This window comes from Neisseria sp. P0006.S009, from assembly GCF_051962915.1.
Classification (GTDB): domain Bacteria; phylum Pseudomonadota; class Gammaproteobacteria; order Burkholderiales; family Neisseriaceae; genus Neisseria; species Neisseria subflava_E.
Genome location: NZ_JBQCUV010000004.1, coordinates 177,805 through 203,496 on the forward strand (window position 1 = coordinate 177,805; position 25,692 = coordinate 203,496).

The window sequence follows — 25,692 nt, forward strand, 5'->3', positions numbered from 1 at the left end:
TTGCTTATCGGCAAGCCCCTATTGCAAGGCCGTCTGAAAGGATATTCTGTTCAGACGGCCCGATTTATTGATTTAAACGGATGTTTTCAATATCTGTTTTGAAAGCAAAAACTGTTTTATAGAAAGTACGGCACAATGACCGCTTACACGCTCAAACAAGCCAGCAGCCTGCTGCAATCCAAACAAATTTCCGCAGTCGAATTGGCGACCGAATATTTGGCCGCTATTGCTGCGAAAAACCCTGCCATCAACGGCTACGTTACCATCGATCAAGATAAGACCCTTGCTGAAGCCAAGGCAGCCGATGCGCGTATCGCGGCCGGCAATGCAACGGCTTTGACCGGTGTGCCAGTTGCTTACAAAGATATTTTCTGCCAAACAGGTTGGCGCAGTGCATGCAGCTCCAAAATGTTGGATAACTTTGTGTCTCCTTATACTGCCACTGTGGTGCAAAACCTGTTGGATGCCGGCATGGTTACTCTTGGCCGTACCAATATGGACGAATTTGCCATGGGTTCGACCAATGAGACTTCATTCTACGGCGCAACCAAAAATCCATGGAATCTTGAACATGTTCCCGGCGGTTCGTCAGGCGGTTCAGCTGCCGTGATTGCAGCGCGTTTGGCGCCTGCTGCCTTGGGTTCGGATACCGGCGGTTCTATCCGTCAGCCTGCATCGCATTGCGGTATTACCGGCATCAAGCCGACTTACGGTACGGTTTCACGCTTCGGTATGGTTGCTTATGCTTCCAGCTTTGACCAAGCCGGTCCTATGGCACAAACGGCCGAAGACTGTGCGATTTTGTTGAACGCCATGGTCAGCTTTGACGAGCGAGATTCCACCAGCTTGGAGCGCGAAAAAGAAGACTACACCCGTGATTTGGATAAGCCGCTCAAAGGTTTGAAAATCGGTTTGCCTAAAGAATATTTCGGCGAAGGCGCAGATGCCGATGTTCAGACGGCCTTACAAAGCGTTATCGATTTGCTCAAAGCCCAAGGCGCAGAGACTGTTGAAGTTTCCCTGCCGCAAACATCATTGTCGATTCCTGCTTATTACGTTCTCGCCTCTGCGGAAGCAAGTACCAACTTGTCCCGTTTCGATGGCGTACGTTATGGCCACCGTGCAGCACAATTCGGCGATTTGGAAGAAATGTACAGCAATACTCGTGCCGAAGGTTTCGGTAGCGAGGTCAAACGCCGTATCATGATTGGTACTTATGTATTGAGTCATGGTTACTATGATGCTTATTATCTGAAAGCGCAAAAACTGCGTCGTCTGGTTGCCAATGATTTTCAGACGGCCTTTGGTCAATGTGATTTTATTCTTGCGCCGACTGCGCCGACTGCCGCGCCGAAACTCGGTAGCGACATCCACGACCCTGTCCAAATGTACTTGTCCGATATTTACACCATCGCCGTGAATCTTGCCGGTTTGCCTGCACTGACTCTGCCTGCCGGTTTCAGCGCAAACGGCCTGCCGATTGGTGTGCAATTTATCGGCAACTATTTCTCCGAAGCCAAAATTTTGGGTGCCGCACATCAGGTTCAACTGAACAGCGATTGGCACACTAAAGCGCCGGAATAATGTTTTTAGGGCCTTGATGATTCAAGGCCGTCTGAAAATAAACCATATAAAAGTGCCTGAATGTATTGAGGTGCTGCATATTGTAGATATTTAAAAATCATGACTGCCACCGACTTCATTCAAATCATTGGGACAGCCGCGTTTGCCATTTCTGGCTATTTGGTCGGCTACAACAAGCGGTTGGATGTGCTCGGTGTCGTCATTACTGCGTTACTGACGGCTGTCGGCGGCGGCATGATACGCGATGGCTTGGTTGGCCGGATTCCGCAAGTGTTTTTGCAAACCGATGCGCTGATTGTTGTGTTTGCCACGCTTGCCATCGCATGGTTAATAAGGGTGCAACGTTATCGCAGCACCTATTTGGCCGCTGCTTTTATTATTGCCGATGCCATCGGTTTGGCAGCGTTCAGCATTACCGGTGCACAAATCGGTATGGCCTTGCAGCTTAATCTGTTTGGCGTTATTTCTTTGGCTTTTGTGACTGCCGTTGGTGGCGGTATTGCGCGCGATATTTTGGTCAATGATGTGCCGATGATTTTGCGCACCGACCTTTACGGCAGCGTAGCCATTTTGATTGGCGGACTGATTTATCTGTTCGGGCATTTGGGCTGGATTAATATTTTTACGTTAAACCTGCTCTTTGCTGGTGGATTGTTATTTCGCCTGACTGCATACCGTTTCCATTGGCAGCTGCCCGGTTTCCAACGCCGCAGGAAATAAACTTATCTTACAGACGGCCTATTATGGATTTCTTATTCAGGCCGTCTGAAAAACGAATCACTCATTTAACCGATTAACTTTTTTTCGACAGAAAGACCCTTATGACTTGGGAAACCGTAATCGGACTGGAAATCCACGTCCAACTCAACACCCAATCCAAAATCTTCAGCGGCGCATCCACTGCATTCGGTGCCGAGCCTAATGCCCACGCCAGCGTGGTTGAGTGTGCGTTGCCGGGCGTATTGCCGGTAATGAACCGCGAAGTCGTCGAAAAAGCCATCAAACTCGGTTTGGCTTTGGATGCGAAAATCAATCAGAAAAACGTGTTCGACCGTAAAAACTATTTTTATCCTGATTTGCCAAAAGGCTATCAAATCAGCCAGTTGGATTTGCCGATTGTGGAACACGGCAAACTGGAGATCGTAGTGGGCGATGAGGTTAAAACCATCAATGTTACCCGTGCGCACATGGAAGAAGATGCGGGTAAATCCGTGCACGAGGGTTTGAACGGCGCCACCGGTATCGACTTGAACCGTGCCGGTACGCCTTTGTTGGAAGTTGTCTCCGAGCCTGAAATGCGTTCTGCAGCCGAAGCCGTGGCATACGCTAAAGCATTGCATGGTTTGGTAACGTGGCTGGATATTTGCGACGGTAATATGGCGGAAGGCTCGTTCCGCGTCGATGCCAACGTTTCTGTACGTCCAAAAGGTCAGGCTGAGTTTGGTACACGCCGTGAAATCAAAAACCTCAACTCTTTCCGCTTCTTGGAACAAGCCATCAATTATGAAGTGGAAGCGCAAATTGAAATCTTAGAAGACGGCGGTAAAGTACAGCAGGCAACCATGCTGTTTGACCCTGAAAAAGGCGAAACCCGTGTGATGCGTTTGAAAGAAGATGCGCACGATTACCGCTATTTCCCAGATCCGGATTTGCTGCCGGTCATTATTTCAGACGGCCAGTTGCAAAAAGCCAAAGAGCAAATGCCTGAATTGCCGCATGAAATGGCGGCGCGTTTTGTTGCCGATTACGGCGTGTCTGACTATGATGCGCGCCTGTTAACTGCGAGCCGTGCTCAAGCTGCCTATTTTGAAGAAGCAGCCAAGGCTTGCGGCCAAGGTAAATTAACGGCGAACTGGATGAACGGCGAGCTTGCCGCCACCTTGAACAAAGAAGGCTTGGAATTGGCTGAAAGCCCTATTACAGCTCCACGCCTTGCCGAGTTGGTTGCCAAAGTTGCGGACGGAACATTGAGCAGCAAACTGGCGAAAAAAGCTTTTGAAGCGATGTGGGCCGATCCTGAAGCAGGTATTGCCGAAATCATCGAAAAACATGGTTTGCAACAAATTACCGACACTGGCGCAATTGAAGCGATGGTGGACGAAGTGTTGGCAAACAATGCGAAAGCCATTGAGCAATTCCGTTCCGGCAATGAAAAAGCCCTGAATGCGATTGTCGGTCAAGTGATGAAAGCAAGTAAAGGCAAGGCCAATCCAGCTCAGGTTCAAGAGCTAATTAAAGCTAAATTAGCTTGATAGATAGGACAGGCCGTCTGAAAACAGGTTTTATTTTCAGACGGCCTTTGTTTTTGATAATAAATTTATTCTAAATACCATGACACATACCATTACTTTACCAGATCAAACTACATTTACGGCGAATGAGGACGAAACTGTTCTTGCTGCCGCAACCCGTCAGAATTTAAATTTGCCTCATTCTTGCAAAAGCGGTGCCTGCGGGCAGTGTAAGGCCGAGTTGATTAGTGGCGAATTTGAAATGGGCAAGCATATTGATAAAGCCATCAGTGAAGAAGAAAAAGCACAAGGCAAAGTGTTATTATGCTGTACCACTGCAAAGAGCAACCTCAAAATCAATGTGCCGGGTTTTAATCAAAATGCTTTGCCGGTACGCACATTACCGGCACGTATTGAAAACATTGAAATCAAACACGATGTTGCTTTGCTCAAACTGGCTTTGCCTAAAGCGCCGCCATTTGCATTTTATGCCGGGCAATATATTGATTTGCTGCTTCCCGGCAATATCAGCCGCAGCTATTCAATCGCCAATTCACCTGACCAGGAAGGTGTTTTGGAGCTGCATATCCGCAAACGTGAAAACGGCGTATGTTCGGAAATGATTTTTGGTGCCGAGCCTAAAATCAAAGAAAAAGGCATTGTCCGTGCTAAAGGTCCATTGGGTACGTTCACTTTGCAAAAGGATAGCGATAAACCGATTGTTTTGTTGGCAACGGGGACAGGCTATGCACCTATCCGCAGTATTTTGCTTGATTTGATTCATCAGAATAACGAGCGTCCAGTTCATTTCTACTGGGGAGCACGTCAGCAGGAGGATTTGTATGCACTGGAAGAAGCAGAAGTATTAATAGGTCGTCTGAAAAATGCGAAATTCTCTCCTGTTCTTTCTAAGCCTGATTCCGATTGGAAAGGGGGGAATGGATACGTGCAAAATGTTGCCGCACAAAATTATCCTGATTTGAGCCAATATGAAGTTTATGCTTGCGGGTCACCAGCCATGACGGAGAGTGCGCAAAGTTTGCTGACTCAAAAATGTGCTTTACCGGAAGATGCCTTCTTCTGTGATGCTTTTTCACCGGCATAGTGATGTTTATACAGGATTTATATGTTTGAATGCAGCTGTTAAGAGTAAAATTTGATGGCAATTTGTTTGAGAAAGAGTGTGTTTTTGCATACTCTTTTTTCTATGTGGTAGTTATTGCATAGATGTTTATGTCTTGAAGAGATGACTATTTTGTTATCAAAAATTGAATTTATTATTTATCATAAAGAAAAAGGCCGTCTGAATATTTCAGACGACCTTTGTTTTGAAGCAAGTATTAGCTACCAATCAGTTTCAAACGTTGACCAGGGGTCACCGTACGGGTATTGCGGTTCCAACGGCGGATCTCATTAACATCAACATTGAAACGGTTGGCAATGGTGTTCAAAGTATCACCTTTACGTACAGTGTAGGAAACGTTTTGAATCGGGTTGCTGCGGACTTTTGCCGGAGCAGCTGTAACACGGAGGATTTGGCCTTTTTTGATATTGTTACCTTTGATGTTGTTGGCAATAATCAAATCAGCTACGCTCAAGTTGTAACGTTTGGAGATATTAAACAACGTATCACCATCTTCCACACGGTGTGTGCCTGCTGCAAGTGCTGCAGTTTGTGTGTTTTGTTGGCCATTTACACGGGCAAGACGCGCATTGATGCGTTGTTGTTGTTTAGCGGTATTAGCTGCGATACGTGCGGCACGAGCACTTTCGGCAGTCACAACAGTTTGAACTTGTTTGGCTTCAGAAGTCGCTTCAGCAACAGTCGCTGCAGGTTCTTCTGCAGGTCGGCTTTGTACCAAGGCCATCAGGTCATCATGCTCTTCTTGAACCGGAGCAACAGCAACAGATTCAACTGCTGGAGTAGGGACTACATCGTTTGCGGCAACAGTCGGCGCGGTCAAGTCTGCAGGGATGGCTGATTTGGGCGCTTCTGTAACATTTTTAGCAATGGTCTCGGTAGTCGCATGGGGCATGGCTGCAACTGGAGCAGGCACTTCCGCATTTGCAACTTGAGGTTGGGCTTTGGTTTCTGTTACCACTACGGAAGTAACGTTTTCAGTTTTGCTGCGTGCAATAAAGTCAACCGGTTTGCTGGACTGTGGAACAACAGGAGCAACAATATTGGTCACAGTAGTTTGAGCAACTTTAACCGGTTCTGCTACGCTGGAAGCAATAATCGGAGACATAGCCGGCATATTGGATTGGTAAGTATCCGGCGTATTGTCTTTGTCGATGAAGTTAATGATGTCTTGATTTTGGCTTGCTGAATTTTTAGCCACCAAAATGCTGCGGCCTTCAGAAATGGCGCTACCGCTCAGGCCGTTGAGGCGTTTGAGTTCGGCTACGCTCATGCCGGTATCGTTGGCAATGGCGTTAAGCTTTTTGTTACCCAAAGAAGTATAAATATCCCAAGACATCAGGGTATCTGGATTGGCATTGCGGTAGTTCTTCTCAAATGCAGAAACCGCAGAAACCGGCAACAACAGACGACGATTGTTTTTAGGGATGAATACTGGAGCATTGAAACCTGGGTTGAGTGCCAACAGTTCGCTTTCGCTGATATTTGCAAAGCGAGCAATTGTGCTGTTATCGATAGGTTTGTCGATGCTGACAGATTTGAAATACGGCTGATTGCTGATTTCGCTGATATTCATACCGAAGGTTTGCGGATTGGCAACGATATTGCGTACTGCCAATAGTTTTGGAACGTAGTTGCGTGTTTCGTTCGGCATACGCAGGTTTTCGTATGTCGGCTCCAAACCTTGCGCACGGGCACGGTTTACGGCACGGCCGACGTTACCTTCGCCCCAGTTGTAAGCGGCAAGAGCCAAAGACCAGTCGCCGAACATACCGTGCAGGTATTGCAGGTAGTTCAATGCGGCATCGGTAGCGGCGTAAATATCGTGGCGGCCGTCATACAAAGGTGTTTTTTCCAAGCCGAAGTGGCGGCCGGTAGCTGGCATAAATTGCCACAGGCCGGATGCGCCGACGTGTGATTTGGCTTTGGTTACGAATGCGCTTTCAATGAAAGGCAACAAAGCAATTTCGGCGGGCATATTGCGTTTTTTAACTTCATTGGCAATATGGTACATATAAGGTTTGCTGCGGGAGATGGTGCGGTCGAAATATGCACTGTTTGCAGCAAATTTGTTTTCATGGCGGCGAACCAGTTCTGTGTTGACTTCGTTGATGCGGAAGTCTTTACGCAACGATGCCCATAAGCTACCGGAGCCGAAGGTTTGTGCTTTGGCTTGGTCGAGCAGGGCGGAGTTGAGGCGCATCATGGCCATGCCGACTTGGTTGGGCGTAGCGTTTTGCGCATAGGCTGTGGCGGAAACCGCCGACAGGCTTGAAACGGTCAGAGCGATGGTTTTTAGTTTTGCCATAGTAAATAAAGTTATCAAATATATAATAAAATTTCGTCTTTCTGATAGTATCGTTTCAGCATTTAAACGTCAAGTCGAGCAGGGAATTTGCTTGTGTGATGTGGTCGTGGTGTTAAAATTCTGTCACACAAGTCGGGATGCATAGGGGAGCCTTTAATGGAAGTTTTTTTTATGCAAACGCCAATGGGGCAATATCTTGCTCAAAAAGAGGCGGATTTTTTCAGACGGCATTTGCAGTATTTGAATAGGCAGGTGGCGGTTCAATTGGGCGGTGTATGGCAGAGGCCGTCTGAAAATATGATTGTAGTGCCTCGCGATGTGCGGATGGATGCTGAAATGTTGGCATTTGAAACGCATTCCGTGGATGTGTTATTGATGCCACATCTTTTGGAAGTTTCATCTGCAGATTTGGTGTTGCAAGAGGCGTTTAGGATATTAAAACCTGAAGGCAGGTTGATTTTGACGGGGTTCAACCCTAAATCTTTGTGGGGATTGAGCTCGTGGTTTGATGGTAAAAGACTGCCTATGAAATCTCAATGCTTGGCTCTGGCTGAGTTGAAACGAAAAACTGCCGCTATTGGTTTTGAAATGGAATATGGGCAGTTTATGGATTATCTGCCAGCGGTAAATTCGTCATCTGCTTTGAAGTTTTGGCAGTTTATGGAAAAGGTAGGGGATAGGTGGTGGCCGCAATGTGCAGCGGTTTATGGTGTGGTTTTAACGAAACATTTGATTGGTGTCCATCCTTTGCCTGAATTGGAAACTGCATTCGATGGCAATACGGTTGCTTTAAGTACGGCACGCTTGGCCGAATAGTTTTCAGACGGCCTATATATAATGATGAATTTGGAGAATAATGATGCCTGAATTACCTGAAGTGGAAACGACTTTACGTGGAATCACACCGCATATTGATGGCAAGAAGATAGAAAAAGTCATTATTCGCCAGTTTAAATTGAGATGGCCTATCCATCCAAACTTGGCGCAAATTTTGGCCGGGCGCAAAGTTTTGGCATGCAGTCGGCGTGCGAAGTATTTGATTATTACTTTTGAAACGGGTATTTTACTTATTCATTTGGGTATGTCCGGCAGTTTGCGGATTTTTACCGCTGATGATGAGCGTATCGCCACGCCGGATAAACACGATCATTTGGATTTTGTATTTGATGACGGTACCATATTGCGTTATCACGACCCGCGTAAATTTGGTGCGGTATTGTGGTATGAGGGTATTGCCGAACATCATCCACTGTTGGAAAAGTTGGGACCGGAGCCGCTCTCGGGCGATTTTGATGCAAATTACCTGTATCAGAAATTGAAAACCCAAAAGCGTGCAGTCAAATTAGCGCTGATGGATAATGCGGTGGTGGTTGGCGTTGGCAATATTTATGCGAATGAAAGCCTGTTTAAGGCGGGTATTTCGCCATTGCGTCCGGCGAATAAGCTGACCAAGAAAGAATGCGCATTATTGGTGGAAACCGTCAAAGCGGTTCTGCAAAGGGCGATTGAAACCGGCGGTAGTACGCTGCGGGACTTTGTCAATAGCGATGGCAAAAGCGGCTATTTCCAGCAGGAATATACGGTCTATGGCCGTCATAACGAGCCTTGCGTTCAGTGTGGCGGGTTGATTTTTAAAGAAACTTTGGGGCAGCGTGGAACATTTTATTGTCCAAATTGCCAGAAATAGTTTCAGACGGCCTTAAATGTCAAAGGCCGTCTGAAAATAATGAATACAATACAGAAGAAATTTTATGTCTAAACAAAAAGCTCCTTTTTTTAAACGACTGGGCAGACTTTGCCGTTTGGCAGCTTGGTTATTCAGAACCGGTCGGGATTTGCGTGCCATCGATGGCAACAATGCAGAGGAACGCAATCACGCTGTGGTTGTTTTGGGAAAAGGTGCGTTGGATGCTTTGGATATCGAATTGGAAATCGGCGTACCGCCTCAAGGAAATGTGAGCGGTATTTTGGTCGTGGCCAATCATGTATCTTGGTTGGATATTTTTGCCATGAGTGCTGTTTATCCGAGCAGTTTTATTGCGAAACAGGAAATCAGCGGTTGGCCGGTTTTGGGAAAAATGGGTAAAAATGCCGGCACGGTGTTTATCAACCGCAATTCCCGCCGAGATATCGAGCCGATTAACCAGGCGATTTGTGCGGCATTGAAAGCAGGGCAGAATGTAAGTTTTTTCCCTGAGGCGCGCACTTCTTCCGGCTTGGGTATTTTGCCGTTTAAAGCAGCCCTGTTTCAATCGGCTATTGATGCGAAAGCGCCGATTCAGGCGATAACCTTACGCTATTATGATGGCGAAGGAAAACGGACGGATTTGCCATCCTATGCGGAGGTAAACCTGTTTCAATCTTTATGGCGTATTGTTTCGATGAAGAAAATCCGTATCCGTTTGGATTTCTCGCCTCAATACAAACCGACAGATATGCCGGATAAAGACCGCTATGCTTTGAAGGATATTGCGGAAACAGCCATCGGCGAAATTGTGGCTTCGGATTCTCCCGTTCAGCCCTTACCTAAAAAATAATTTCAGTCAGGTACTTGTTTTATTTCAGATGGCCTTCATTTAGAAGAACAGCTGTTTTCGATTTAATTGAATTGATAGTTTGATGTAATTAATATTATTTGAACTATAAATTATACAAATCGATAGGCCTGCATTAAAATGCAAGCATTGATTCATTTCTCAAACCCGAATTTTTAAGGAGCTTAAAAATGGCTTTGCAAGATCGTACCGGTCAAAAAGTACCTTCCGTAGTATTCCGCACTCGCGTTGGCGACACTTGGAAAGATGTTTCTACTGATGATTTGTTCAAAGGCAAAAAAGTAGTCGTGTTCTCTCTGCCTGGCGCATTTACTCCAACTTGCTCTTCTTCTCACCTGCCACGCTACAACGAATTGTTTGGTGCGTTCAAAGAAAACGGTGTTGACGCAATCTACTGCGTATCTGTAAACGACACTTTCGTAATGAACGCTTGGGCTGCTGAAGAAGAAGCCGACAACATCTACATGATCCCTGATGGCAACGGTGAATTCACTGAAGGCATGGGCATGTTGGTTGACAAAGAAGACTTGGGCTTCGGTAAACGCTCTTGGCGTTACTCCATGCTGGTTAACGACGGCGTGGTTGAAAAAATGTTTATCGAACCTGAAGAACCAGGCGATCCTTTCAAAGTGTCTGACGCTGACACTATGTTGAAATACATTGCTCCTGACTGGAAAGCTCAAGAGTCTGTTGCCATCTTCACCAAACCTGGCTGCCAATTCTGTGCTAAAGCTAAAAAAGCGCTGCAAGACAAAGGCTTGTCTTACGAAGAAATCGTATTGGGTAAAGATGCAACTGTTACTTCCGTACGCGCTATTACCGGCAAGATGACTGCTCCTCAAGTATTCATCGGCGGCAAATACATCGGCGGCAGCGAAGACTTGGAAGCTTACTTGGCTAAAAACTAATTGCCTGTATGCTTGAGACGGCTTGAAAAAGCCGTCTGAAAGACCCAAATATAGAGTTATTCAGACGACGTTTGCAAATCGGCGTTCTGAATAACTCTATATTTGCAAGTAGAATTTGAGATTATTGTTTTAAATCGATATTTAGATATTTGCTATTAATTTTTAAATTTTGATAGTTTGTGAAGTTTAGGCCGTCTGAAAACGGATAACCTGATGGCAATATCGGTTTGGATATAGACAGTAAGGATAAAATATGAAAAAAATTCAAGCAGATGTGGTAGTACTGGGTGGCGGTACAGCCGGTATGGGCGCATTTCGCAATGCCCGGCTTCATACAGACAATGTTTACCTGATCGAAAACAATGTATTCGGAACAACTTGTGCGCGTGTCGGCTGCATGCCGTCCAAATTGCTGATTGCGGCTGCAGAAGCGCGCCATCATGCTCTGCATACCGATCCGTTTGGCGTGCATTTGGATAAAGACAGCATCGTCGTCAACGGCGAAGAAGTCATGCACCGCGTGAAGTCCGAACGCGACCGTTTTGTCGGTTTTGTGGTCAGCGATGTAGAAGAGTGGCCAGCCGACAAGCGTATTATGGGTACGGCAAAATTTGTTGACGAACACACCGTCCAAATTGATGATCACACTCAAATTACTGCAAAAAGTTTTGTGATTGCCACCGGTTCGCGCCCTGTGATTTTCCCTCAGTGGGAAGTTTTGGGCGATCGCTTGATTGTGAATGATGATGTTTTCTCTTGGGATACCCTGCCTAAGAGTGTGGCCGTATTCGGCCCTGGCGTAATCGGCTTAGAATTGGGTCAGGCCTTGCACCGTTTAGGCGTGAAAGTTGAAATTTTTGGCGTGGCCGGTGCGATTGGCGGTATTTCCGACCCTGTTGTCGCTGAAGAAGCCAAAACCGTTTTTGGCGAAGAATTGACTTTGCATTTGGATGCCAAAACCGAAGTTAAATTGGATGCAGAAGGCAATGTTGAAGTTCATTGGGAACAAGATGGCGAAAAAGGTGTATTCCATGCCGAATATGCTTTGGCTGCCGCCGGTCGCCGTCCGAACGTGGACAATATCGGTTTGGAAAACCTGAATATCGAAAAAGATGCACGTGGCGTGCCTGTTGCCGATCCGCTGACCATGCAAACCAGCATTCCGCACATCTTTATTGCAGGCGATGCGTCCAATCAATTGCCTCTGCTGCACGAAGCTTCCGACCAAGGCAAAATTGCCGGTCACAATGCCGCTATTTTTCCGAATATTGAGGGCGGTTTACGCCGTAGCGTAATCGGTGTGGTATTTACCAGTCCGCAAATTGCCACTATCGGTTTGAAATACGCGCAAGTTGCAGCGAAATATCAACCTGACGAGTTTGTCATCGGCGAAGTTTCCTTCCGAAACCAAGGCCGAAGCCGCGTTATGTTGGTAAACAAAGGCCATATGCGTTTGTATGCTGAGAAAGCAACCGGCCGTTTCATTGGTGCGGAAGTTGTCGGCCCTGCTGCCGAACATTTGGCACACTTGATGGCTTGGGCGCATCAAATGAAGATGACGATTCCGCAAATGCTGGATATGCCGTTCTACCATCCGGTTATCGAGGAAGGTCTGCGTACTGCATTGCGTGATGCCGATGCAAAATTGAAACAGGCTTGATTATTTGATGGAATAAAGGCCGTCTGAAACTCGTAGTGAGGTTTCAGACGGCCTTTTCTATGCTTCGAAGCTTTTACTTTTAAATCAATTCTAAATCCGGACCGGCATTTTGCGCACGACGGCTTCGTAATTGAATGTCTAAGCGCAAATCATGGGCGGAGTCGGCATTTTTAATGGCGTCTTGATAGCTGATATCGCCGTTTTCATACAAATCATACAAGGCTTGGTCAAAAGTGATCATGCCCATGCCGGTTGATTTTTTCATCATTTCTTTGATGTTGTGGACTTCGCCTTTTCGAATCAAGTCGGCAATAATGGGCGAATTGAGCAAAACCTCGACAGCCGCTACGCGTCCCCGTCCGCCTTCACGGGGAATCAGGCGTTGCGAAATAAAGGCTTGCAGGTTGAGCGATAAATCGGTTAGCAACTGGTTACGGCGCTCTTCGGGGAAGAAGTTGATGATGCGGTCCAGCGCTTGGTTGGTACTGTTGGCGTGCAGTGTCGCCATACACAAATGGCCGGTTTCCGCGAAGGAAATGGCGTAGTCCATGGTCTCGCGGTCGCGGATTTCACCAATCAAGATAACATCCGGTGCTTGGCGCAGGGTATTTTTCAATGCAATCGGCCAATTTTCTGTATCTACACCGATTTCACGTTGGGTGATGATGCAGTTTTTGTGTTGGTGGATAAACTCAATCGGGTCTTCGATGGTAATAATGTGGTCGAAGCTGTTTTCGTTTCGATAGTCGATAAGGGAGGCGAGGGAAGTGGACTTGCCCGAACCTGTACCGCCGACAAAAATAATCAGGCCGCGTTTTCTGAGGGCAATGTCTTTCAGAATCGGTGGCAGATTGAGCGTTTCAAATTTAGGGATATTGCTGGTAATGGAGCGGAATACCAAAGCAGTTGCACCGCGTTGAACCATTGCATTGACACGGAAGCGGCTGGTATCGGGCAGGCTGATGGCGAAGTTGCATTCGTTGGTGGAAGAAAATTCTTCGATCTGTTTGGAAGACATAATCGAAAAAGCGATTTCCATACATTTTTCAGCGCTTAACGGCTCATCGGTCAGCCGTATGATTTTGCCGTCCACTTTCATGGCCGGCGGGAAGTTGGTGGTAATGAAAAGGTCGGAGCCTTTGTATTTGCTCATATGGCGTAGCCAAGCGAACAATTCTTCTTTTGCGCCCGGAGTATTTTCGTCAAACATAAGAATTCAGATAGTTAATATTAAGTTATTTTATTGAAAATAATTATAACAGAAGCAATCATTATTTGCTGTTTTGCCCACTAGAGTGGCTATCTGTTTTAAATTGAGTGTCGTGCTGGGAATATAGCAGATTTTTCAGTATCCCTGTGATTTTAAATTCTGCTGTTATAATGTTGCCCGATTAGTGAATGGAAAGGTGGTAACGAGATGTCAGTACAAACAATTGCCGTGGTCGGCGCAATGGAGCAGGAAATTGAGCTTTTGCGTGAAAGCATGGCCAATGTCAAGCATGTGTCCTTCGGTAAATTCTCGGCATATGAAGGCGAATTGGCCGGAAAACGCATGGTATTGGTTTTGAGTGGTATCGGTAAGGTTAATGCAGCGGTTTCGACTTCTTGGGTCATTCATCAGTTTGCACCGGATTGTGTCATCAATACCGGCAGTGCAGGCGGTTTGGGCAAAGGGCTGAAGGTTGGCGATGTGGTCATCGGCGAAACTATGGCGCATCATGATGTTGATGTAACGGCTTTTGGTTATGTTTGGGGACAAGTACCGCAACTTCCTGCGGTGTTTGCATCGGATGAAAACTTGATTCGCCAAGCAGAAAAGGCAGCTCAAGTGTTTGAAGGTGCAGCCGTAACGCAAGGTCTGATTGTCAGTGGCGACCGTTTTGTACACAGCAGCGAAGGTGTCACAGAAATTCGCAGTCATTTCCCAGAAGTCAAAGCAGTAGAAATGGAAGCTGCGGCGATTGCGCAGACCTGTCACCAGTTGGAAGTGCCGTTTGTGATTATTCGTGCCGTATCCGATTCGGCAGATGAGAAAGCGGACATCAGCTTTGAAGAGTTTTTGAAAACGGCGGCCGTCAGCTCGGCGAAGATGGTGACCGAGATTGTCAAATCGCTATAAAATCATGCAAAAGCGTTGAATTTCCGTTAGAATACGGAACGATTCAACCTTATTCTAAGGCCGTCTGAAAACCGAATCCCTGTTTTTTCAGACGGCCTTTCAGCCTTTAATTGCATTTATCTTAATAACAATATGAAAAACATACGGAATTTCTCCATTATTGCCCACATCGACCACGGTAAATCGACGCTTGCCGACCGTTTTATCCAATACTGCGGCGGTTTGGATTTGCGCGAAATGAGCACGCAGGTGCTCGATTCCATGGACATCGAAAAAGAGCGCGGCATTACTATTAAAGCGCAAACCGCCGCACTCAACTATAAAGCACGTGACGGGCAGGTGTATCAGCTCAATCTAATTGATACTCCAGGACACGTCGACTTCTCTTACGAAGTATCACGTTCGCTGTCGGCTTGTGAAGGCGCGCTTTTGGTGGTTGACGCGTCTCAAGGTGTAGAAGCGCAAACCGTGGCGAACTGCTATACCGCGATTGATTTGGGCGTGGAGGTTGTGCCTGTTTTGAATAAAATCGACTTGCCTGCCGCAGAACCCGAGCGCGTGGAGCAGGAAATCGAAGACATTATCGGTATTGATGCCATTGGTGCAGTGCAATGTTCTGCAAAAAGCGGCATTGGTGTGGAAGATGTTTTGGAAGAAATCGTTGCCAAAATCCCTGCGCCGACCGGCGATGAAAATGCGCCGTTGCAAGCGGTTATTGTCGATTCGTGGTTTGACAACTACGTCGGCGTGGTCATGTTGATTCGTGTGAAAAACGGCACCATCAAGCTGAAAGACAAAGTACGCTTTATGAGCACCAAGGCGGAAACGCAGGTTGAGCAGCTGGGCGTATTTACACCAAAATCAGTTCAAAAACAAGGACTCAAAGCCGGAGAAGTAGGCTTTTTGATTACCGGCGTGAAAGAATTGGGACAGGCGAAAGTTGGCGATACGGTTACTTTGGTTGCCAACCCTGCTTCTGAGCCGCTGTCCGGCTTCCAAGAAGTACAAAGCCAAGTATTTGCAGGACTTTATCCCGTAGAAAGCCACGACTACGAAGCCTTGCGCGATGCTTTGGAAAAATTGCAGCTTAACGATGCTTCGTTGAAATTTGAGCCTGAGGTTTCCCAAGCATTGGGCTTCGGCTTCCGTTGCGGCTTCTTGGGCCTGTTGCACTTGGAAATCGTTCAGGAACGTTTGGAGCGCGAGTTCGACATGGACTTGATTACCACTGCGCCAACAGTGGTTTATGAAGTCGTGTTGAAAAACGGCGAGAAAATCGAAGTTGAAAACCCGTCCAAACTGCCTGAAATTAGCACTATCGAAACCATTCTTGAGCCGATTATCACTGCGACCATTCTTGTGCCGCAGGAATATGTCGGCAACGTCATGACTTTGTGTAACCAAAAGCGCGGCGTTCAGGTCAATATGCAATACATGGGCCGCCAAGTCATGCTGACTTATGATTTGCCGATGAACGAAGTCGTAATGGATTTCTTCGACAAGCTCAAATCGACTTCGCGCGGCTATGCTTCGTTGGACTACCATTTCAAAGAGTTCCAACCGTCTGATTTGATTAAGCTCGACATTATGGTCAACGGCGAAAAAGTCGATGCATTGAGCCTGATTGTGCACCGTCAAAGCGCCGTTCACCGCGGTCGAGAGCTGGCATCAAAAATGCGCGAACTGATTCCGCGCCAAATGTTCGACATCGCCGTCCAAGCCGCCATCGGCAGCCAGATTATCGCCCGCGAAAACGTCAAAGCCCTGCGTAAAAACGTTTTGGCGAAATGTTACGGCGGCGATATTACGCGTAAGAAAAAACTTCTTGAAAAACAAAAAGCAGGTAAGCGCCGCATGAAACAAGTGGGCAATGTGGAAATCCCGCAAAGCGCATTCTTGGCGATTCTGCAAGTGAGTGATAAATAATGAGTATAAATCTGACTTTAGGCGCAATCGTTGTACTGCTGGCCGGCTTGGTTCTCAACTTCAAAAGCAGCAAAGAGCGTCAGGAAAACGGCGAATGGAGCTCCGGCCTGCAATGGAGTTATCTCTTGTGCATGGTCGGCGTATTCGGCATTTTGTCCGAATTTATGAGCTTTACCGCCGTATTGCTGGTGTTTGTCGTGTTCACCGGTATTGTTTGGGCAATCCATAAAGGCCGTCTGAAAAAAAGTGAAACCGGCGAAGACAATGCACATTTTACCGACTACATGGGCGGCTTTTTTCCCATCATCTTGGTTATCTTTGTATTGCGCAGCTTTATTGCTGAACCGTTCCAAATTCCGTCCAGCTCCATGCGTCCGGGCTTGGTCAAAGGCGATTTTATCTTGGTGAACAAATTCTCTTACGGTATCCGCCTGCCGATTTTGAATAAGGTCATTATCCCTGTTGGCAATATTGCACGAGGCGATGTCGTGGTGTTCAATTACCCACTTCAGCCTGAGATGAATTACATCAAACGTATCGTCGGTATTCCGGGCGACGTTGTGGAATATCGTGATAAGGTTTTGACTGTTAACGGTGAAATTATTCCCGAAAAACCAAACGGCAATTATCAATACGCAGATGATACCGATCCATCTATGATTCATACGCTTGAGCGTTTTCAGACGGCCTTGAACGGCAAAAACTTTGACGTGGTCAAGGAGGCCGGTCAGCCTTCCGTATCTATTGCCGTATTGAACAAATATACCTCCGAAGTAATGCCTGAAAGCAATTACTCGCTTGAAACAAGCGGTTTGGAAAATTGCGAATACGCAGAAGACGGCAATGGCTTTATCTGTAAAGTTCCCGAAGGCCGTTATTTCGCGATGGGCGACAACCGCGACAACAGTGCCGACTCCCGTTATTGGGGATTTGTCGATGATAAACTGATTGTCGGGAAGGCCTTCTTCGTTTGGATGAACTTTGGCGAACTCAGCCGTATCGGTACCAGCATCCAATAAGCAATAAACAGATTAAAAGGCCGTCTGAAATTTTTCAGACGGCCTTTTTTGTATCTATTTTTTGTCTTTTAACGAACCTAAATAAATCGCCAATAAAGTCAAAGTGGCACCGATCCATTGGACGGTGTTAATCGGTTTATCCAGCCAGAAATAATCGATCAACATGGCAGCAACTGGTTCGGAGAGCAGTAGTAGGCCGGTCAGCGATAGGGATAAAAGCGGGATGGCGTAAGCAATCAATGCCCAAGCGAAGCATTGCATGACGATGCCGTAGATTGAGACTAGAATCGCATCGTTTAAAGTTTTAGGGTAAAGATTGGCGGTATCGAATAGTAGAGATGGGATGATCAGCGCCATTGCGCCGCCGAAGCTTAAAATCATCATGAGCGGAAACAAACCGACTTTTTCCTGCTCATGAGTTTTGCGTACGAAAACCATAGACAGGGCCAGCATGCCACCGGACACTACGCCGCTGACAAATCCCCATGCAGCATTGTCGTTATGACCGAATTCTGGGCTGCCGATTAAGGCTACGCCTATGGTGGCCAATATCAAACTTAAAATTTGCAGGGCGCTTAGACGTTCCGAATAAAAGAAGAAGCCGATGGCGGCTAAAAAGAAAATCTGCAGGCTGTTGAGCAAGGTGGAAATGCCGGGGCCTACGGCGTGAATGCTTTCATGCCACAGAGCGAGGTCGAATGCGAGGAAAACGCCGGATAAGATTGCGTAGCCGACCGTTTTTCTTTTCGTGGGCATTTTTTGTCTGAAAAAACGCCCGAGCAGGAAGAATATAGGGGCGGCAATCAGCAAGCGCCAGAATGCGATGGCGTAAGAGCCGACATCGACAAATTTGACGATCAAGCTGCCCAAGCCGAAGACGACGCAGCCGACGACCAATAGGGGCGCTGCATAATTTCCCGAACGTGTGTCCATCGGCTTCTCCATCAATCAAATGAAGACGATTATTCCATAAAAGGTAGATGGAGCGCTAATGATAAAGAGCCGTAAGCCAAGATAAAGGGTTTATGATGAAAGGCCGTCTGAAAACTGTTTCAGACGGCCTTTTGATGATTTTCTGGCTTGATTTCGTATTGTTGTAGTATAAAATCGTTTTACGCCGTGTTTTCAGACGGTCTGATCAGTTTTGGTTTTGAGAAAAGGATATTGGAAATGGCAAACCCTATTCGTGCGTTTTTGGATTATGTGCCGTCGGTTGATGAGTCTTGTTTTGTAGATGAGACTTCGGTAGTGATTGGCGAAGTGTCGCTGGCGGAAGATGTATCGATTTGGCCTTATGCTGTATTGCGCGGCGATGTGAACAGTATTTCTATCGGCAAGCGCAGCAATGTGCAGGACGGCAGCGTTTTGCATGTGTCGCATAAGAATGCGGCGAAGCCTGACGGTTCGCCTTTGATTATCGGCGATGATGTGACGATTGGACATAAGGTTATGCTGCATGGCTGCCGAATTGGGAATCGTGTGTTGGTGGGCATGGGCTCGATTATTTTGGATGATACGGTTGTCGAAGATGATGTGATGATAGGCGCGGGCAGTTTGGTGCCTCCGCGCAAGCGTTTGGAAAGCGGTTTTTTATACGTTGGCTCGCCTGTGAAACAAGTGCGTCCGCTGACTGATGAGGAAAAGGAATTTTTGACGTATTCCTCTGCGCATTATGTCCGCCTGTCCGGTCAGCATAAAAATTCAAAATAAGGACAACCAATACAATGAACGCAATTTATCTGGCTTCGGGCAGTCCGCGCCGTCGTGAGATTTTGGAGAATTTGGGTTTCACGGTACACCGCCTTCCTGCGGATATTGATGAAACCCCTAAAGAAGGCGAAGCCGCAGTAGAGTATGTGCGCCGTATGGCCTGCGAGAAAAATCAGGCGGCGGTGGCGCAATGGTTTGCAGCTCATGATCAAGAGCCTGAATTTGCTGTATTGACGGCGGATACGACGGTGGCGGATGGTGCGGCTATTTTGGGTAAACCGGAGTCCGAGGTGGATGCGGTCGATATGCTGGAACGCTTGTCGGGACGGACGCATCAAGTGCTGACGGCTGTATGCGTTTATTGGCAAGGTGTGCGCCATGATGTGGTGCAGACGAGCGAAGTGCGCTTTAAAACGTTGACGGCTGAGGAGATTGCAGCCTATGTTGCCAGCGGCGAACCGATGGACAAAGCCGGTGCGTATGGGATTCAGGGCTTGGGCGGCGTATTTGTCGAGCATTTACAGGGTAGTTTTACGGGCGTGATGGGTTTGCCGGTTTATGAGACCGCGCAACTACTGAAATCTTTGGGTTTGGAAGCGCCGCCGTTTGCTTAAAATTAGGCAAATGCCAACTGAAAGCGTGCCGACAAAAACGCTTGTTTCAGTTACAATACTGCCTTAAACAGCTTGCTTGAAGAAAGATATGAAAGAACATAAGGCCCGGAAACGCTTCGGGCAGAATTTTTTGCAGGATACGCGGATTATTAGCGATATTGTCAACGCGGTCAGACCGCAGCCCGATGATATCGTGATTGAAATCGGCCCGGGCTTGGCAGCCATTACCGAGCCTTTGGCGAAAAAACTCAACTGCCTGCATGTCTGCGAAATCGACCGTGACATCGTACGCCGTCTGAAAACCTTGCCGTTTGCAGACAAATTGGTGATACACGAAGGCGATGTATTGCAGTTTGATTTTAACAGCATTGAAGGCAAGAAAAAAATTGTCGGCAACCTGCCGTACAATATTTCCACACCGCTTTTGTTCCGATTGAGCGAAGTGGCAGACGATGTGATCGATATGCACTTTATGCTGCAAAAAGAAGTGGTCGAACGCATGGTGGCGCAGCCGAAAACCAACGACTATGGCCGTCTGGGCGTAATGCTGCAATATTTCTTCGATATGGAAATGTTGATTGAAGTACCGCCTGAGTCCTTTGATCCTGCGCCGAAGGTGGATTCGGCCGTCGTGCGCATGATTCCGGTGAAACACCGTATCGGTAAAGCCGAAGATTTTGAACATTTTGCCAAACTGGTGAAACTGGCCTTCCATCAACGCCGCAAAACCATACGCAATAATTTGAAGGAACTTGCCGGCGATGATGATTTACAGGCAGTCGGCATCAGCCCGCAAGACCGCGCCGAACATATCGCGCCGGAGAAATATGTGGAGCTGAGCAATTATCTGGTTCAAAAGGCCGTCTGAAACAGTGATGGCAATTTTTAAGCAACCTCCTATTCAATGGGGGTTTCTGGGTGATTCATATTTGTGGCGCGAGTTGGCGCAGTATTTTTCCGGTAAGGATATGCCGCCTGAGCGGCACCGTTTTGAAGCAGCAATTATCGGCGCAGTTTGGGTATTGACCGGGCATCGTCTCGATAGGGAAGAGCAATTTAAAGTCAATCGGTACAATAAAGGCGGAATCTCCGGTGGCATAGTCAGTTGCCGCTTTTGGATTGAAACGGCCATTCCTTTGCTTTGGCAGCGGCAAGCGCAACTCAATCCCCGAAAATTTTGGCAGTTTGGAAAGAAATAATGATTAAATTCAAAAATGTACACAAACATTTTAAAGATTTGCACGTTATCAACGGCGTGAATCTGGAAGTCAAGCAAGGCGAGGTGGTCGTTGTATGCGGTCCTTCAGGCAGTGGCAAATCTACGCTGATTCGTACGGTAAACCAACTCGAGCGCATTGAAAGCGGCGAGATCTGGGTGGACGGCATCAATGTTGCCGATCCGAAAACCGATTTGAACAAAGTGCGTGAAGAAGTGGGCTTTGTGTTCCAAGGGTTCAATCTGTATCCGCATTTGACTGTCTTGGAAAATATTATTCTTTCTCCGATGAAAGTGAAAAACCAAAGCCGTGAAGAGGCGGAAAAGAAAGCGATGGAGCTTTTGGAACGTGTCGGCTTGGCGCATAAAAAAGACGCGCTGCCCGGTCAGCTTTCCGGCGGTCAACAGCAGCGTGTCGCGATTGCACGCGGTTTAGCGATGGAGCCGCGTGTGATGTTGTTTGACGAGCCGACTTCTGCGCTTGACCCTGAAATGGTCGGCGAAGTATTGAAAGTGATGAAAGACTTGGCGGAAAGCGGCATGACCATGATGTGTGTGACCCATGAAATGGGTTTTGCGCGCGAAGTCGCCGACCGTGTGATTTTTGTCGATAAAGGCCAGATTCTGGAAGATGAAACGCCGGAAGAATTTTTTACCAATCCGAAACACGAGCGTGCCAAACAATTCCTGCAACAGGTGATGACACATTAAACTCGGGCCGTCTGAAATTTCAGACGGCATGATCGGTTTGAATGATTTTGAAAGTTGAAAATAATGTATTTTGTTGACCGTACTGCTGTTGTGCTAAAGCCGACCGCCCGTTTTTTGGAATGGCTGAAATCCGCCGATGAAAATATGCCCGACCTGACCGTCGAGCAACTGCGCACCAACTGCTCCGTATTCCTCGTGCCGCAATTTGACGAACCCGAATCCGTCATTTCTTATTTTGACGAACGCTACCAGCAGATTTTTGAAGCCGAATTGGCAGGCTGGGACATTGATAAAAGCAAATGGCCGCAAGACATGAGCTTGAAGGCTTTTTGGGAATTTTTCGATACCGAAATCCACGATATGGTTTTGGATATGGAAGAGGCGGAATTGAACATTACGCCTGTTTTCGACAATATGATGTAAAGCCGTGCGAAGTTTTCAGACGGCCTTAAAGCCCTCGCGTTCTTTGAAAATTCTGATTGTCTTCTTACACCTTTCGGCGTTGTCCTTATGCCTTGCCGAGTTTTACGGCTGGATGATGTGGCTGGGTTTGGCGGCGTTGGCCGGCAGTTTTGCCTATGCTTGGCGCAGCGTTAATTTTAACGCTAAAAATGCGGTCAGAAAAATTATCATCGACCGCCAATACCGTGCGACGGTTTACTTGAATAGCGAGGAAGAGGGAAGAAGCGCGGTTTTGCAAGACAGCAGTATGTTGACGGTTTATGCTTTGTTTTTACAATGGAATGTTGACGGAAAAATAGTCAAACACTGCATCTTGCCCGATATGGCCGACCGTGATGCATACCGCCGTCTGAAAGTATGGGCGCGCTGGTGTCGTGAAAAAGAAGACAAAGCAGAACTTGCGGCAGATATGGATTAAACGGCTGTTTCAGACGGCCTTTTGAAGCGATAAATACAATGAAAACATTACAAGACTGGCTTTCTCATTTGGAGACTGCCCATAGTTCCGGCCTTATCGATATGGGCTTGGAACGCGTGGGAGAAGTGAAAAAACGCATGAATTTGGTGCCGCAATGTCCTGTCGTCGTGGTGGCGGGTACAAATGGCAAGGGTTCCGTATGCGCCTATTTGTCGCATATTTATAAAGAAGCCGGTTTTAAAGTCGGTACGCTGACCAGTCCACACCTTCTGCGTTACAACGAACGAATCGCCATCAACACTCAGCCGGTTTCAGATGAATTGATTGTTTCCTCATTTGAGCGTATCGAAGCGGCGCGCGGCGAAATTTCGCTGACGTATTTTGAGTTTAATGCTTTGGCGTCCGTCGATATTTTCATGCGTGAAAATGTGGACGTAATGATTTTGGAAGTTGGTTTGGGCGGACGATTGGATGCTGTGAACGTATTCGATGGCGACTGCTCGGTTGTTACCAGCGTGGATTTGGACCATCAGGCATTTTTGGGTGATACTGTCGAGCAGGTCGGTTTTGAAAAAGCCGGAGTGTTCCGTAGCGGCAAACCTGCCGTATGCGGTCAGAATCCTGCGCCTGAATCATTGGTCAAACACGCAGAAGAAATTGGCGCAAAACTGTTGATGGTTCAGCGAGATTTTGATTTTGCGTCAATGGAAAGCGTACAGTGGAACTACCGCTTCCATCCGCAATCTTCAGACGGCCAAAGCCGTAACCGCAATTCCTTGCCGTTTCCTGCTTTGCGCGGTGCCTATCAGTTGTCTAATGCCGCATGTGCATTGACCGTGTTGGAATGTTTGAACGAACAATTGCCGGTTGATATCGGCGCGATTAAACGCGGTTTGCTGTTGGTTGAGAATCCTGGACGTTTCCAAGTTTTGCCCGGCCGTCCGCTGGTGGTTTTGGATGTCGGCCACAATCCGCACGCAGCCCGTGCTTTGCGCCGCAGTCTGATTAACCTTGCCTTTGCCCAAAAACGTACTGCTGTATTCAGTATGTTGTCCGACAAAGATATTGATGGCGTGCTGGAAATCGTTAAAGACCAGTTTGACGAGTGGAATATCGCGCCTTTAGATGTACCGCGCGGCATGACGATAGAGGCTTTGCAGGCCAAACTGGCTGAACACGGCATCGACAATGTAAATGTTTTTGAAACTGTCGCTGCTGCCTACCGCGCTGCTTTGGCTAAAGCAACCGAAAATGATAGAATCGTTGTTTTCGGCTCATTCCATACTGTTGCCGATGTAATGGCTGTTTTGAAAGAACACTAACGAGGAAATTATCATGTCCGACAATAAACAAAAAGAAACTCCAAACGGATACGATTTAGACGGTTACGAACAACTCAAACGTCGCAACCGCCGTCGCTTGGTCTTAGCCTCCGGCTTGGTGGTGGCATCGGGTATGCTGTTCGGTCTGGCACTGACTTCCGGCGACGATAAAAATTCACCGTTTAAAGAAGCGCCAGTCGGTCAGAGCCAAGTCAAAACGGCTGACGAGCCGAGCAAGGCTGTTGTTTTAGAGCCGAATAAAGAGGATGTTGCTGCTGCTGAAGAGGCTGCCCGCCATGCGGATGCAGAAGCACCAAATAAACCGCAAAATGCAGGCGACGAAGAAGACAATGTACCGGTTGAAGTATTGAAGCCAAACCGTGAATCTGCTCCCGAAGATGTCGGCGAGCCGTTGGTTTTGATCAACGATACTTTGGATGACGGTAATATTAAAGGCTTGGAAGAGTCCGAACGTATTCAACGCGCCGAGGCTGCCAAACGCGAAGCTGCCGAACGCCGAGCCGAAGAACGCCGAGCAGAAGAACGCCGAGCAGAAGAACGCCGCCAACGTCAGGCTGAACAACGTGCTGCTGCCCGTAAAACACAAGTCCAACAGGAAACTGCCGAGAAAGAAAACGCATTGGCAGCTAAAAAACGCGTACTTCAAGCGCGTGCTGAAAAAGCAGAGCGTGAAGCCGCTGCCGAACGCAATAAATTGGCACAATTGGAAAAAGCAGAGAAAGCCATTGCCGAGCGTAAATCTGCCAAAAACAGCAAAGACAGCGTAAAAGACAAGGCCGAACCTGCCAAGAAAGCAGAAGCTAAAGTTGAAAAACCAAAAAATGAAAAAGCTAAACCAGAAACGGCCAAAACAGAAAAAGCCGATAAGGTAAAAACTGCCGAGAAGCCGTCTGAAAAAGCCAAACCTAAAGCTGAAAAAGAAAAAGCAGAAGCCAAACCTGCGAAAAAAGCTGCCATTCAGGCTGGTTATGCTGAAAAAGAACGTGCGCAAAGCCTGCAACGTAAAATGAAAGCCGCAGGTATCGACTCGACCATTACTGAAGTGATGACTGATAAAGGTAAGGTGTATCGCGTGAAATCAGCCAGTTATAAAAATGCACGCGATGCAGAGCGCGATTTGAACAAATTGCGTGTACATGGCATTGCCGGTCAGGTGACCAGTGAGTAATTTGCCTGTTGCCGATTTGTTGGCTGCCGCCGTTATCGTCATCTGCATCATTATCTCGTTGACACGGGGTATTATTGCCGAAGCAGGAGCGATGGTGGCCTGGGTGGTATCGTTTATTGCAGCCAGAACGCTCGCCGTGCCGTTTGCCGATGTGGTCTTTAAATCGGTTGAGCCGCATTCTTTGGCGGTTGCCATGGGTTTTGCCGCTGTGTTTTTTCTGGCATGGCTGTTGCAGAAACTGGCACGATCGCTGTTAAGCAGTTTGATGTCTGCCGTTGGTTTGGGAAGCATCAACCGTTTGCTTGGAGGCGTATTTGGTGCAGTGAAAGGTGTGATTTTGGTGACACTGGCAGTGATGATTTTTTCACACACTGATTTGCCGAAAACGGAAGAGTGGCAAAGTTCGCACACAATTCCGTATTTTGAATCACTTGCAGATGCTGCAATGCCTTATCTGCCTGGAAAAGATACCGCAATGCCGCATCTTTCGGGTAAAGCAGCTGAAGTTGAAGAATTGGATGATTGAGTTTGACGGATTCAGACGGCCTATGGGTCGTCTGAATCCGTTTTTATTTGCGTAAATTTGACATCATATTGTC

25 protein-coding genes are annotated in these 25,692 nt (G+C 47.2%); 22 read left to right on the plus strand and 3 right to left on the minus strand.

What is annotated here, in order from left to right; genetic code table 11:
* Positions 1-135 precede the first annotated feature (135 nt).
* The 4 genes from gatA to ACTHTK_RS08615 all read left to right on the plus strand — a co-directional run bounded on the left by gatA (position 136) and on the right by ACTHTK_RS08615 (position 4,920).
* Positions 136-1,584, plus strand: a complete 1,449-nt coding sequence (gene gatA, locus ACTHTK_RS08600; protein ID WP_440378166.1) for an Asp-tRNA(Asn)/Glu-tRNA(Gln) amidotransferase subunit GatA — start codon at positions 136-138, stop codon at positions 1,582-1,584.
* A 99-nt stretch (positions 1,585-1,683) separates the two neighbouring features.
* Positions 1,684-2,304 (plus strand): trimeric intracellular cation channel family protein, encoded by a 621-nt coding sequence (locus tag ACTHTK_RS08605; RefSeq protein WP_049331484.1) that lies wholly within the window; start codon positions 1,684-1,686, stop codon positions 2,302-2,304.
* Between the two features lie 101 nt (positions 2,305-2,405).
* Positions 2,406-3,836, plus strand: a complete 1,431-nt coding sequence (gene gatB / locus ACTHTK_RS08610) for an Asp-tRNA(Asn)/Glu-tRNA(Gln) amidotransferase subunit GatB (RefSeq protein WP_440378167.1) — start codon at positions 2,406-2,408, stop codon at positions 3,834-3,836.
* Positions 3,837-3,915: 79 nt separating this feature from the next.
* Positions 3,916-4,920, plus strand: a complete 1,005-nt coding sequence (locus ACTHTK_RS08615) for a 2Fe-2S iron-sulfur cluster-binding protein (protein ID WP_440378168.1) — start codon at positions 3,916-3,918, stop codon at positions 4,918-4,920.
* A gap of 235 nt (positions 4,921-5,155) precedes the next feature.
* Here ACTHTK_RS08615 and ACTHTK_RS08620 read toward each other — a convergent pair whose 3' ends face one another.
* The gene (locus ACTHTK_RS08620; RefSeq protein ID WP_440378169.1) at positions 5,156-7,264 is read right to left on the minus strand and encodes a LysM peptidoglycan-binding domain-containing protein; all 2,109 of its coding nucleotides are present in this window, start codon (positions 7,262-7,264) and stop codon (positions 5,156-5,158) included.
* A gap of 156 nt (positions 7,265-7,420) precedes the next feature.
* On the opposite strand from ACTHTK_RS08620, the gene ACTHTK_RS08625 reads away from it, so the two are divergent.
* The 5 genes from ACTHTK_RS08625 to ACTHTK_RS08645 all read left to right on the plus strand — a co-directional run bounded on the left by ACTHTK_RS08625 (position 7,421) and on the right by ACTHTK_RS08645 (position 12,387).
* Positions 7,421-8,080: a class I SAM-dependent methyltransferase gene (locus ACTHTK_RS08625; protein WP_300483199.1), complete on the plus strand. Its 660-nt coding sequence runs from the start codon at positions 7,421-7,423 to the stop codon at positions 8,078-8,080.
* 43 nt (positions 8,081-8,123) lie between these two features.
* Positions 8,124-8,951 carry a bifunctional DNA-formamidopyrimidine glycosylase/DNA-(apurinic or apyrimidinic site) lyase gene (gene mutM / locus ACTHTK_RS08630; protein WP_300483203.1) on the plus strand — a complete coding sequence of 276 codons (828 nt, stop codon included), beginning with the start codon at positions 8,124-8,126 and terminating at the stop codon, positions 8,949-8,951.
* Positions 8,952-9,015: 64 nt separating this feature from the next.
* Complete coding sequence (locus ACTHTK_RS08635; protein WP_293192683.1) at positions 9,016-9,801, plus strand: 1-acylglycerol-3-phosphate O-acyltransferase; 786 nt, start codon at positions 9,016-9,018, stop codon at positions 9,799-9,801.
* A 188-nt stretch (positions 9,802-9,989) separates the two neighbouring features.
* Positions 9,990-10,727: a redoxin family protein gene (locus ACTHTK_RS08640; protein ID WP_101755088.1), complete on the plus strand. Its 738-nt coding sequence runs from the start codon at positions 9,990-9,992 to the stop codon at positions 10,725-10,727.
* A 253-nt stretch (positions 10,728-10,980) separates the two neighbouring features.
* Positions 10,981-12,387 carry a dihydrolipoyl dehydrogenase gene (locus tag ACTHTK_RS08645; protein ID WP_440378170.1) on the plus strand — a complete coding sequence of 469 codons (1,407 nt, stop codon included), beginning with the start codon at positions 10,981-10,983 and terminating at the stop codon, positions 12,385-12,387.
* Between the two features lie 79 nt (positions 12,388-12,466).
* On the opposite strand, the gene ACTHTK_RS08650 is transcribed toward ACTHTK_RS08645, so the two are convergent.
* Positions 12,467-13,597, minus strand: a complete 1,131-nt coding sequence (locus ACTHTK_RS08650) for a PilT/PilU family type 4a pilus ATPase (RefSeq protein WP_107723057.1) — start codon at positions 13,595-13,597, stop codon at positions 12,467-12,469.
* 207 nt (positions 13,598-13,804) lie between these two features.
* Between ACTHTK_RS08650 and ACTHTK_RS08655 the strand changes: the two genes are divergently transcribed.
* The 3 genes from ACTHTK_RS08655 (at position 13,805) to lepB (ending at position 17,451) form a co-directional block, all read left to right on the plus strand.
* On the plus strand, positions 13,805-14,506 hold the full coding sequence (locus ACTHTK_RS08655) for a 5'-methylthioadenosine/adenosylhomocysteine nucleosidase (RefSeq protein WP_107723058.1): 702 nt from the start codon (positions 13,805-13,807) through the stop codon (positions 14,504-14,506).
* A gap of 132 nt (positions 14,507-14,638) precedes the next feature.
* Positions 14,639-16,432 carry a translation elongation factor 4 gene (gene lepA, locus ACTHTK_RS08660; RefSeq protein WP_107723059.1) on the plus strand — a complete coding sequence of 598 codons (1,794 nt, stop codon included), beginning with the start codon at positions 14,639-14,641 and terminating at the stop codon, positions 16,430-16,432.
* Positions 16,432-17,451, plus strand: coding sequence for a signal peptidase I (lepB, locus tag ACTHTK_RS08665; protein ID WP_049322907.1), 1,020 nt, complete (start codon positions 16,432-16,434; stop codon positions 17,449-17,451). The genes lepA and lepB overlap by 1 nt, the downstream gene beginning before the upstream one ends.
* A gap of 54 nt (positions 17,452-17,505) precedes the next feature.
* Here the strand turns inward: lepB and ACTHTK_RS08670 are convergent, their stop codons facing one another.
* The gene (locus ACTHTK_RS08670; protein WP_371459061.1) at positions 17,506-18,384 is read right to left on the minus strand and encodes a DMT family transporter; all 879 of its coding nucleotides are present in this window, start codon (positions 18,382-18,384) and stop codon (positions 17,506-17,508) included.
* A gap of 237 nt (positions 18,385-18,621) precedes the next feature.
* On the opposite strand from ACTHTK_RS08670, the gene ACTHTK_RS08675 reads away from it, so the two are divergent.
* The 10 genes from ACTHTK_RS08675 (at position 18,622) to ACTHTK_RS08720 (ending at position 25,619) form a co-directional block, all read left to right on the plus strand.
* Positions 18,622-19,161 carry a gamma carbonic anhydrase family protein gene (locus ACTHTK_RS08675; RefSeq protein WP_107723061.1) on the plus strand — a complete coding sequence of 180 codons (540 nt, stop codon included), beginning with the start codon at positions 18,622-18,624 and terminating at the stop codon, positions 19,159-19,161.
* Positions 19,162-19,175: 14 nt separating this feature from the next.
* Positions 19,176-19,775: a Maf family protein gene (locus ACTHTK_RS08680; RefSeq protein WP_107723062.1), complete on the plus strand. Its 600-nt coding sequence runs from the start codon at positions 19,176-19,178 to the stop codon at positions 19,773-19,775.
* A gap of 88 nt (positions 19,776-19,863) precedes the next feature.
* Positions 19,864-20,643 (plus strand): 16S rRNA (adenine(1518)-N(6)/adenine(1519)-N(6))-dimethyltransferase RsmA, encoded by a 780-nt coding sequence (gene rsmA / locus ACTHTK_RS08685; protein WP_107723063.1) that lies wholly within the window; start codon positions 19,864-19,866, stop codon positions 20,641-20,643.
* Between the two features lie 7 nt (positions 20,644-20,650).
* Positions 20,651-20,974: a hypothetical protein gene (locus ACTHTK_RS08690; RefSeq protein ID WP_107723064.1), complete on the plus strand. Its 324-nt coding sequence runs from the start codon at positions 20,651-20,653 to the stop codon at positions 20,972-20,974.
* Positions 20,974-21,702 (plus strand): amino acid ABC transporter ATP-binding protein, encoded by a 729-nt coding sequence (locus ACTHTK_RS08695; RefSeq protein WP_003747231.1) that lies wholly within the window; start codon positions 20,974-20,976, stop codon positions 21,700-21,702. Before ACTHTK_RS08690 ends, ACTHTK_RS08695 begins: the two co-directional genes overlap by 1 nt.
* Positions 21,703-21,765: 63 nt before the next feature.
* Positions 21,766-22,125 carry a hypothetical protein gene (locus ACTHTK_RS08700; RefSeq protein WP_003747228.1) on the plus strand — a complete coding sequence of 120 codons (360 nt, stop codon included), beginning with the start codon at positions 21,766-21,768 and terminating at the stop codon, positions 22,123-22,125.
* Positions 22,126-22,129: 4 nt separating this feature from the next.
* A complete protein-coding gene (locus tag ACTHTK_RS08705; protein ID WP_107723065.1) occupies positions 22,130-22,582 on the plus strand; it encodes a protein YgfX in 453 nt (150 codons plus the stop codon).
* 38 nt (positions 22,583-22,620) lie between these two features.
* Positions 22,621-23,904, plus strand: coding sequence for a bifunctional tetrahydrofolate synthase/dihydrofolate synthase (folC, locus tag ACTHTK_RS08710; RefSeq protein ID WP_107723066.1), 1,284 nt, complete (start codon positions 22,621-22,623; stop codon positions 23,902-23,904).
* A 13-nt stretch (positions 23,905-23,917) separates the two neighbouring features.
* Complete coding sequence (locus ACTHTK_RS08715) at positions 23,918-25,093, plus strand: SPOR domain-containing protein (protein WP_440378171.1); 1,176 nt, start codon at positions 23,918-23,920, stop codon at positions 25,091-25,093.
* On the plus strand, positions 25,086-25,619 hold the full coding sequence (locus tag ACTHTK_RS08720; protein ID WP_107723068.1) for a CvpA family protein: 534 nt from the start codon (positions 25,086-25,088) through the stop codon (positions 25,617-25,619). The genes ACTHTK_RS08715 and ACTHTK_RS08720 overlap by 8 nt, the downstream gene beginning before the upstream one ends.
* The last annotated feature ends 73 nt before the right edge of the window (positions 25,620-25,692 follow it).

What these genes read in the sequence shown, in the direction of transcription:
- gatA (WP_440378166.1), top strand. Translation starts at nt 136, where the DNA reads ATGACCGCTTACACGCTCAAACAAGCCAGCAGCCTGCTGCAATCCAAA.
- ACTHTK_RS08605 (WP_049331484.1), top strand. Translation starts at nt 1,684, where the DNA reads ATGACTGCCACCGACTTCATTCAAATCATTGGGACAGCCGCGTTTGCC.
- gatB (WP_440378167.1), top strand. Translation starts at nt 2,406, where the DNA reads ATGACTTGGGAAACCGTAATCGGACTGGAAATCCACGTCCAACTCAAC.
- ACTHTK_RS08615 (WP_440378168.1), top strand. Translation starts at nt 3,916, where the DNA reads ATGACACATACCATTACTTTACCAGATCAAACTACATTTACGGCGAAT.
- ACTHTK_RS08620 (WP_440378169.1), bottom strand. Translation starts at nt 7,264, where the DNA reads ATGGCAAAACTAAAAACCATCGCTCTGACCGTTTCAAGCCTGTCGGCG.
- ACTHTK_RS08625 (WP_300483199.1), top strand. Translation starts at nt 7,421, where the DNA reads ATGGAAGTTTTTTTTATGCAAACGCCAATGGGGCAATATCTTGCTCAA.
- mutM (WP_300483203.1), top strand. Translation starts at nt 8,124, where the DNA reads ATGCCTGAATTACCTGAAGTGGAAACGACTTTACGTGGAATCACACCG.
- ACTHTK_RS08635 (WP_293192683.1), top strand. Translation starts at nt 9,016, where the DNA reads ATGTCTAAACAAAAAGCTCCTTTTTTTAAACGACTGGGCAGACTTTGC.
- ACTHTK_RS08640 (WP_101755088.1), top strand. Translation starts at nt 9,990, where the DNA reads ATGGCTTTGCAAGATCGTACCGGTCAAAAAGTACCTTCCGTAGTATTC.
- ACTHTK_RS08645 (WP_440378170.1), top strand. Translation starts at nt 10,981, where the DNA reads ATGAAAAAAATTCAAGCAGATGTGGTAGTACTGGGTGGCGGTACAGCC.
- ACTHTK_RS08650 (WP_107723057.1), bottom strand. Translation starts at nt 13,597, where the DNA reads ATGTTTGACGAAAATACTCCGGGCGCAAAAGAAGAATTGTTCGCTTGG.
- ACTHTK_RS08655 (WP_107723058.1), top strand. Translation starts at nt 13,805, where the DNA reads ATGTCAGTACAAACAATTGCCGTGGTCGGCGCAATGGAGCAGGAAATT.
- lepA (WP_107723059.1), top strand. Translation starts at nt 14,639, where the DNA reads ATGAAAAACATACGGAATTTCTCCATTATTGCCCACATCGACCACGGT.
- lepB (WP_049322907.1), top strand. Translation starts at nt 16,432, where the DNA reads ATGAGTATAAATCTGACTTTAGGCGCAATCGTTGTACTGCTGGCCGGC.
- ACTHTK_RS08670 (WP_371459061.1), bottom strand. Translation starts at nt 18,384, where the DNA reads ATGGACACACGTTCGGGAAATTATGCAGCGCCCCTATTGGTCGTCGGC.
- ACTHTK_RS08675 (WP_107723061.1), top strand. Translation starts at nt 18,622, where the DNA reads ATGGCAAACCCTATTCGTGCGTTTTTGGATTATGTGCCGTCGGTTGAT.
- ACTHTK_RS08680 (WP_107723062.1), top strand. Translation starts at nt 19,176, where the DNA reads ATGAACGCAATTTATCTGGCTTCGGGCAGTCCGCGCCGTCGTGAGATT.
- rsmA (WP_107723063.1), top strand. Translation starts at nt 19,864, where the DNA reads ATGAAAGAACATAAGGCCCGGAAACGCTTCGGGCAGAATTTTTTGCAG.
- ACTHTK_RS08690 (WP_107723064.1), top strand. Translation starts at nt 20,651, where the DNA reads ATGGCAATTTTTAAGCAACCTCCTATTCAATGGGGGTTTCTGGGTGAT.
- ACTHTK_RS08695 (WP_003747231.1), top strand. Translation starts at nt 20,974, where the DNA reads ATGATTAAATTCAAAAATGTACACAAACATTTTAAAGATTTGCACGTT.
- ACTHTK_RS08700 (WP_003747228.1), top strand. Translation starts at nt 21,766, where the DNA reads ATGTATTTTGTTGACCGTACTGCTGTTGTGCTAAAGCCGACCGCCCGT.
- folC (WP_107723066.1), top strand. Translation starts at nt 22,621, where the DNA reads ATGAAAACATTACAAGACTGGCTTTCTCATTTGGAGACTGCCCATAGT.
- ACTHTK_RS08715 (WP_440378171.1), top strand. Translation starts at nt 23,918, where the DNA reads ATGTCCGACAATAAACAAAAAGAAACTCCAAACGGATACGATTTAGAC.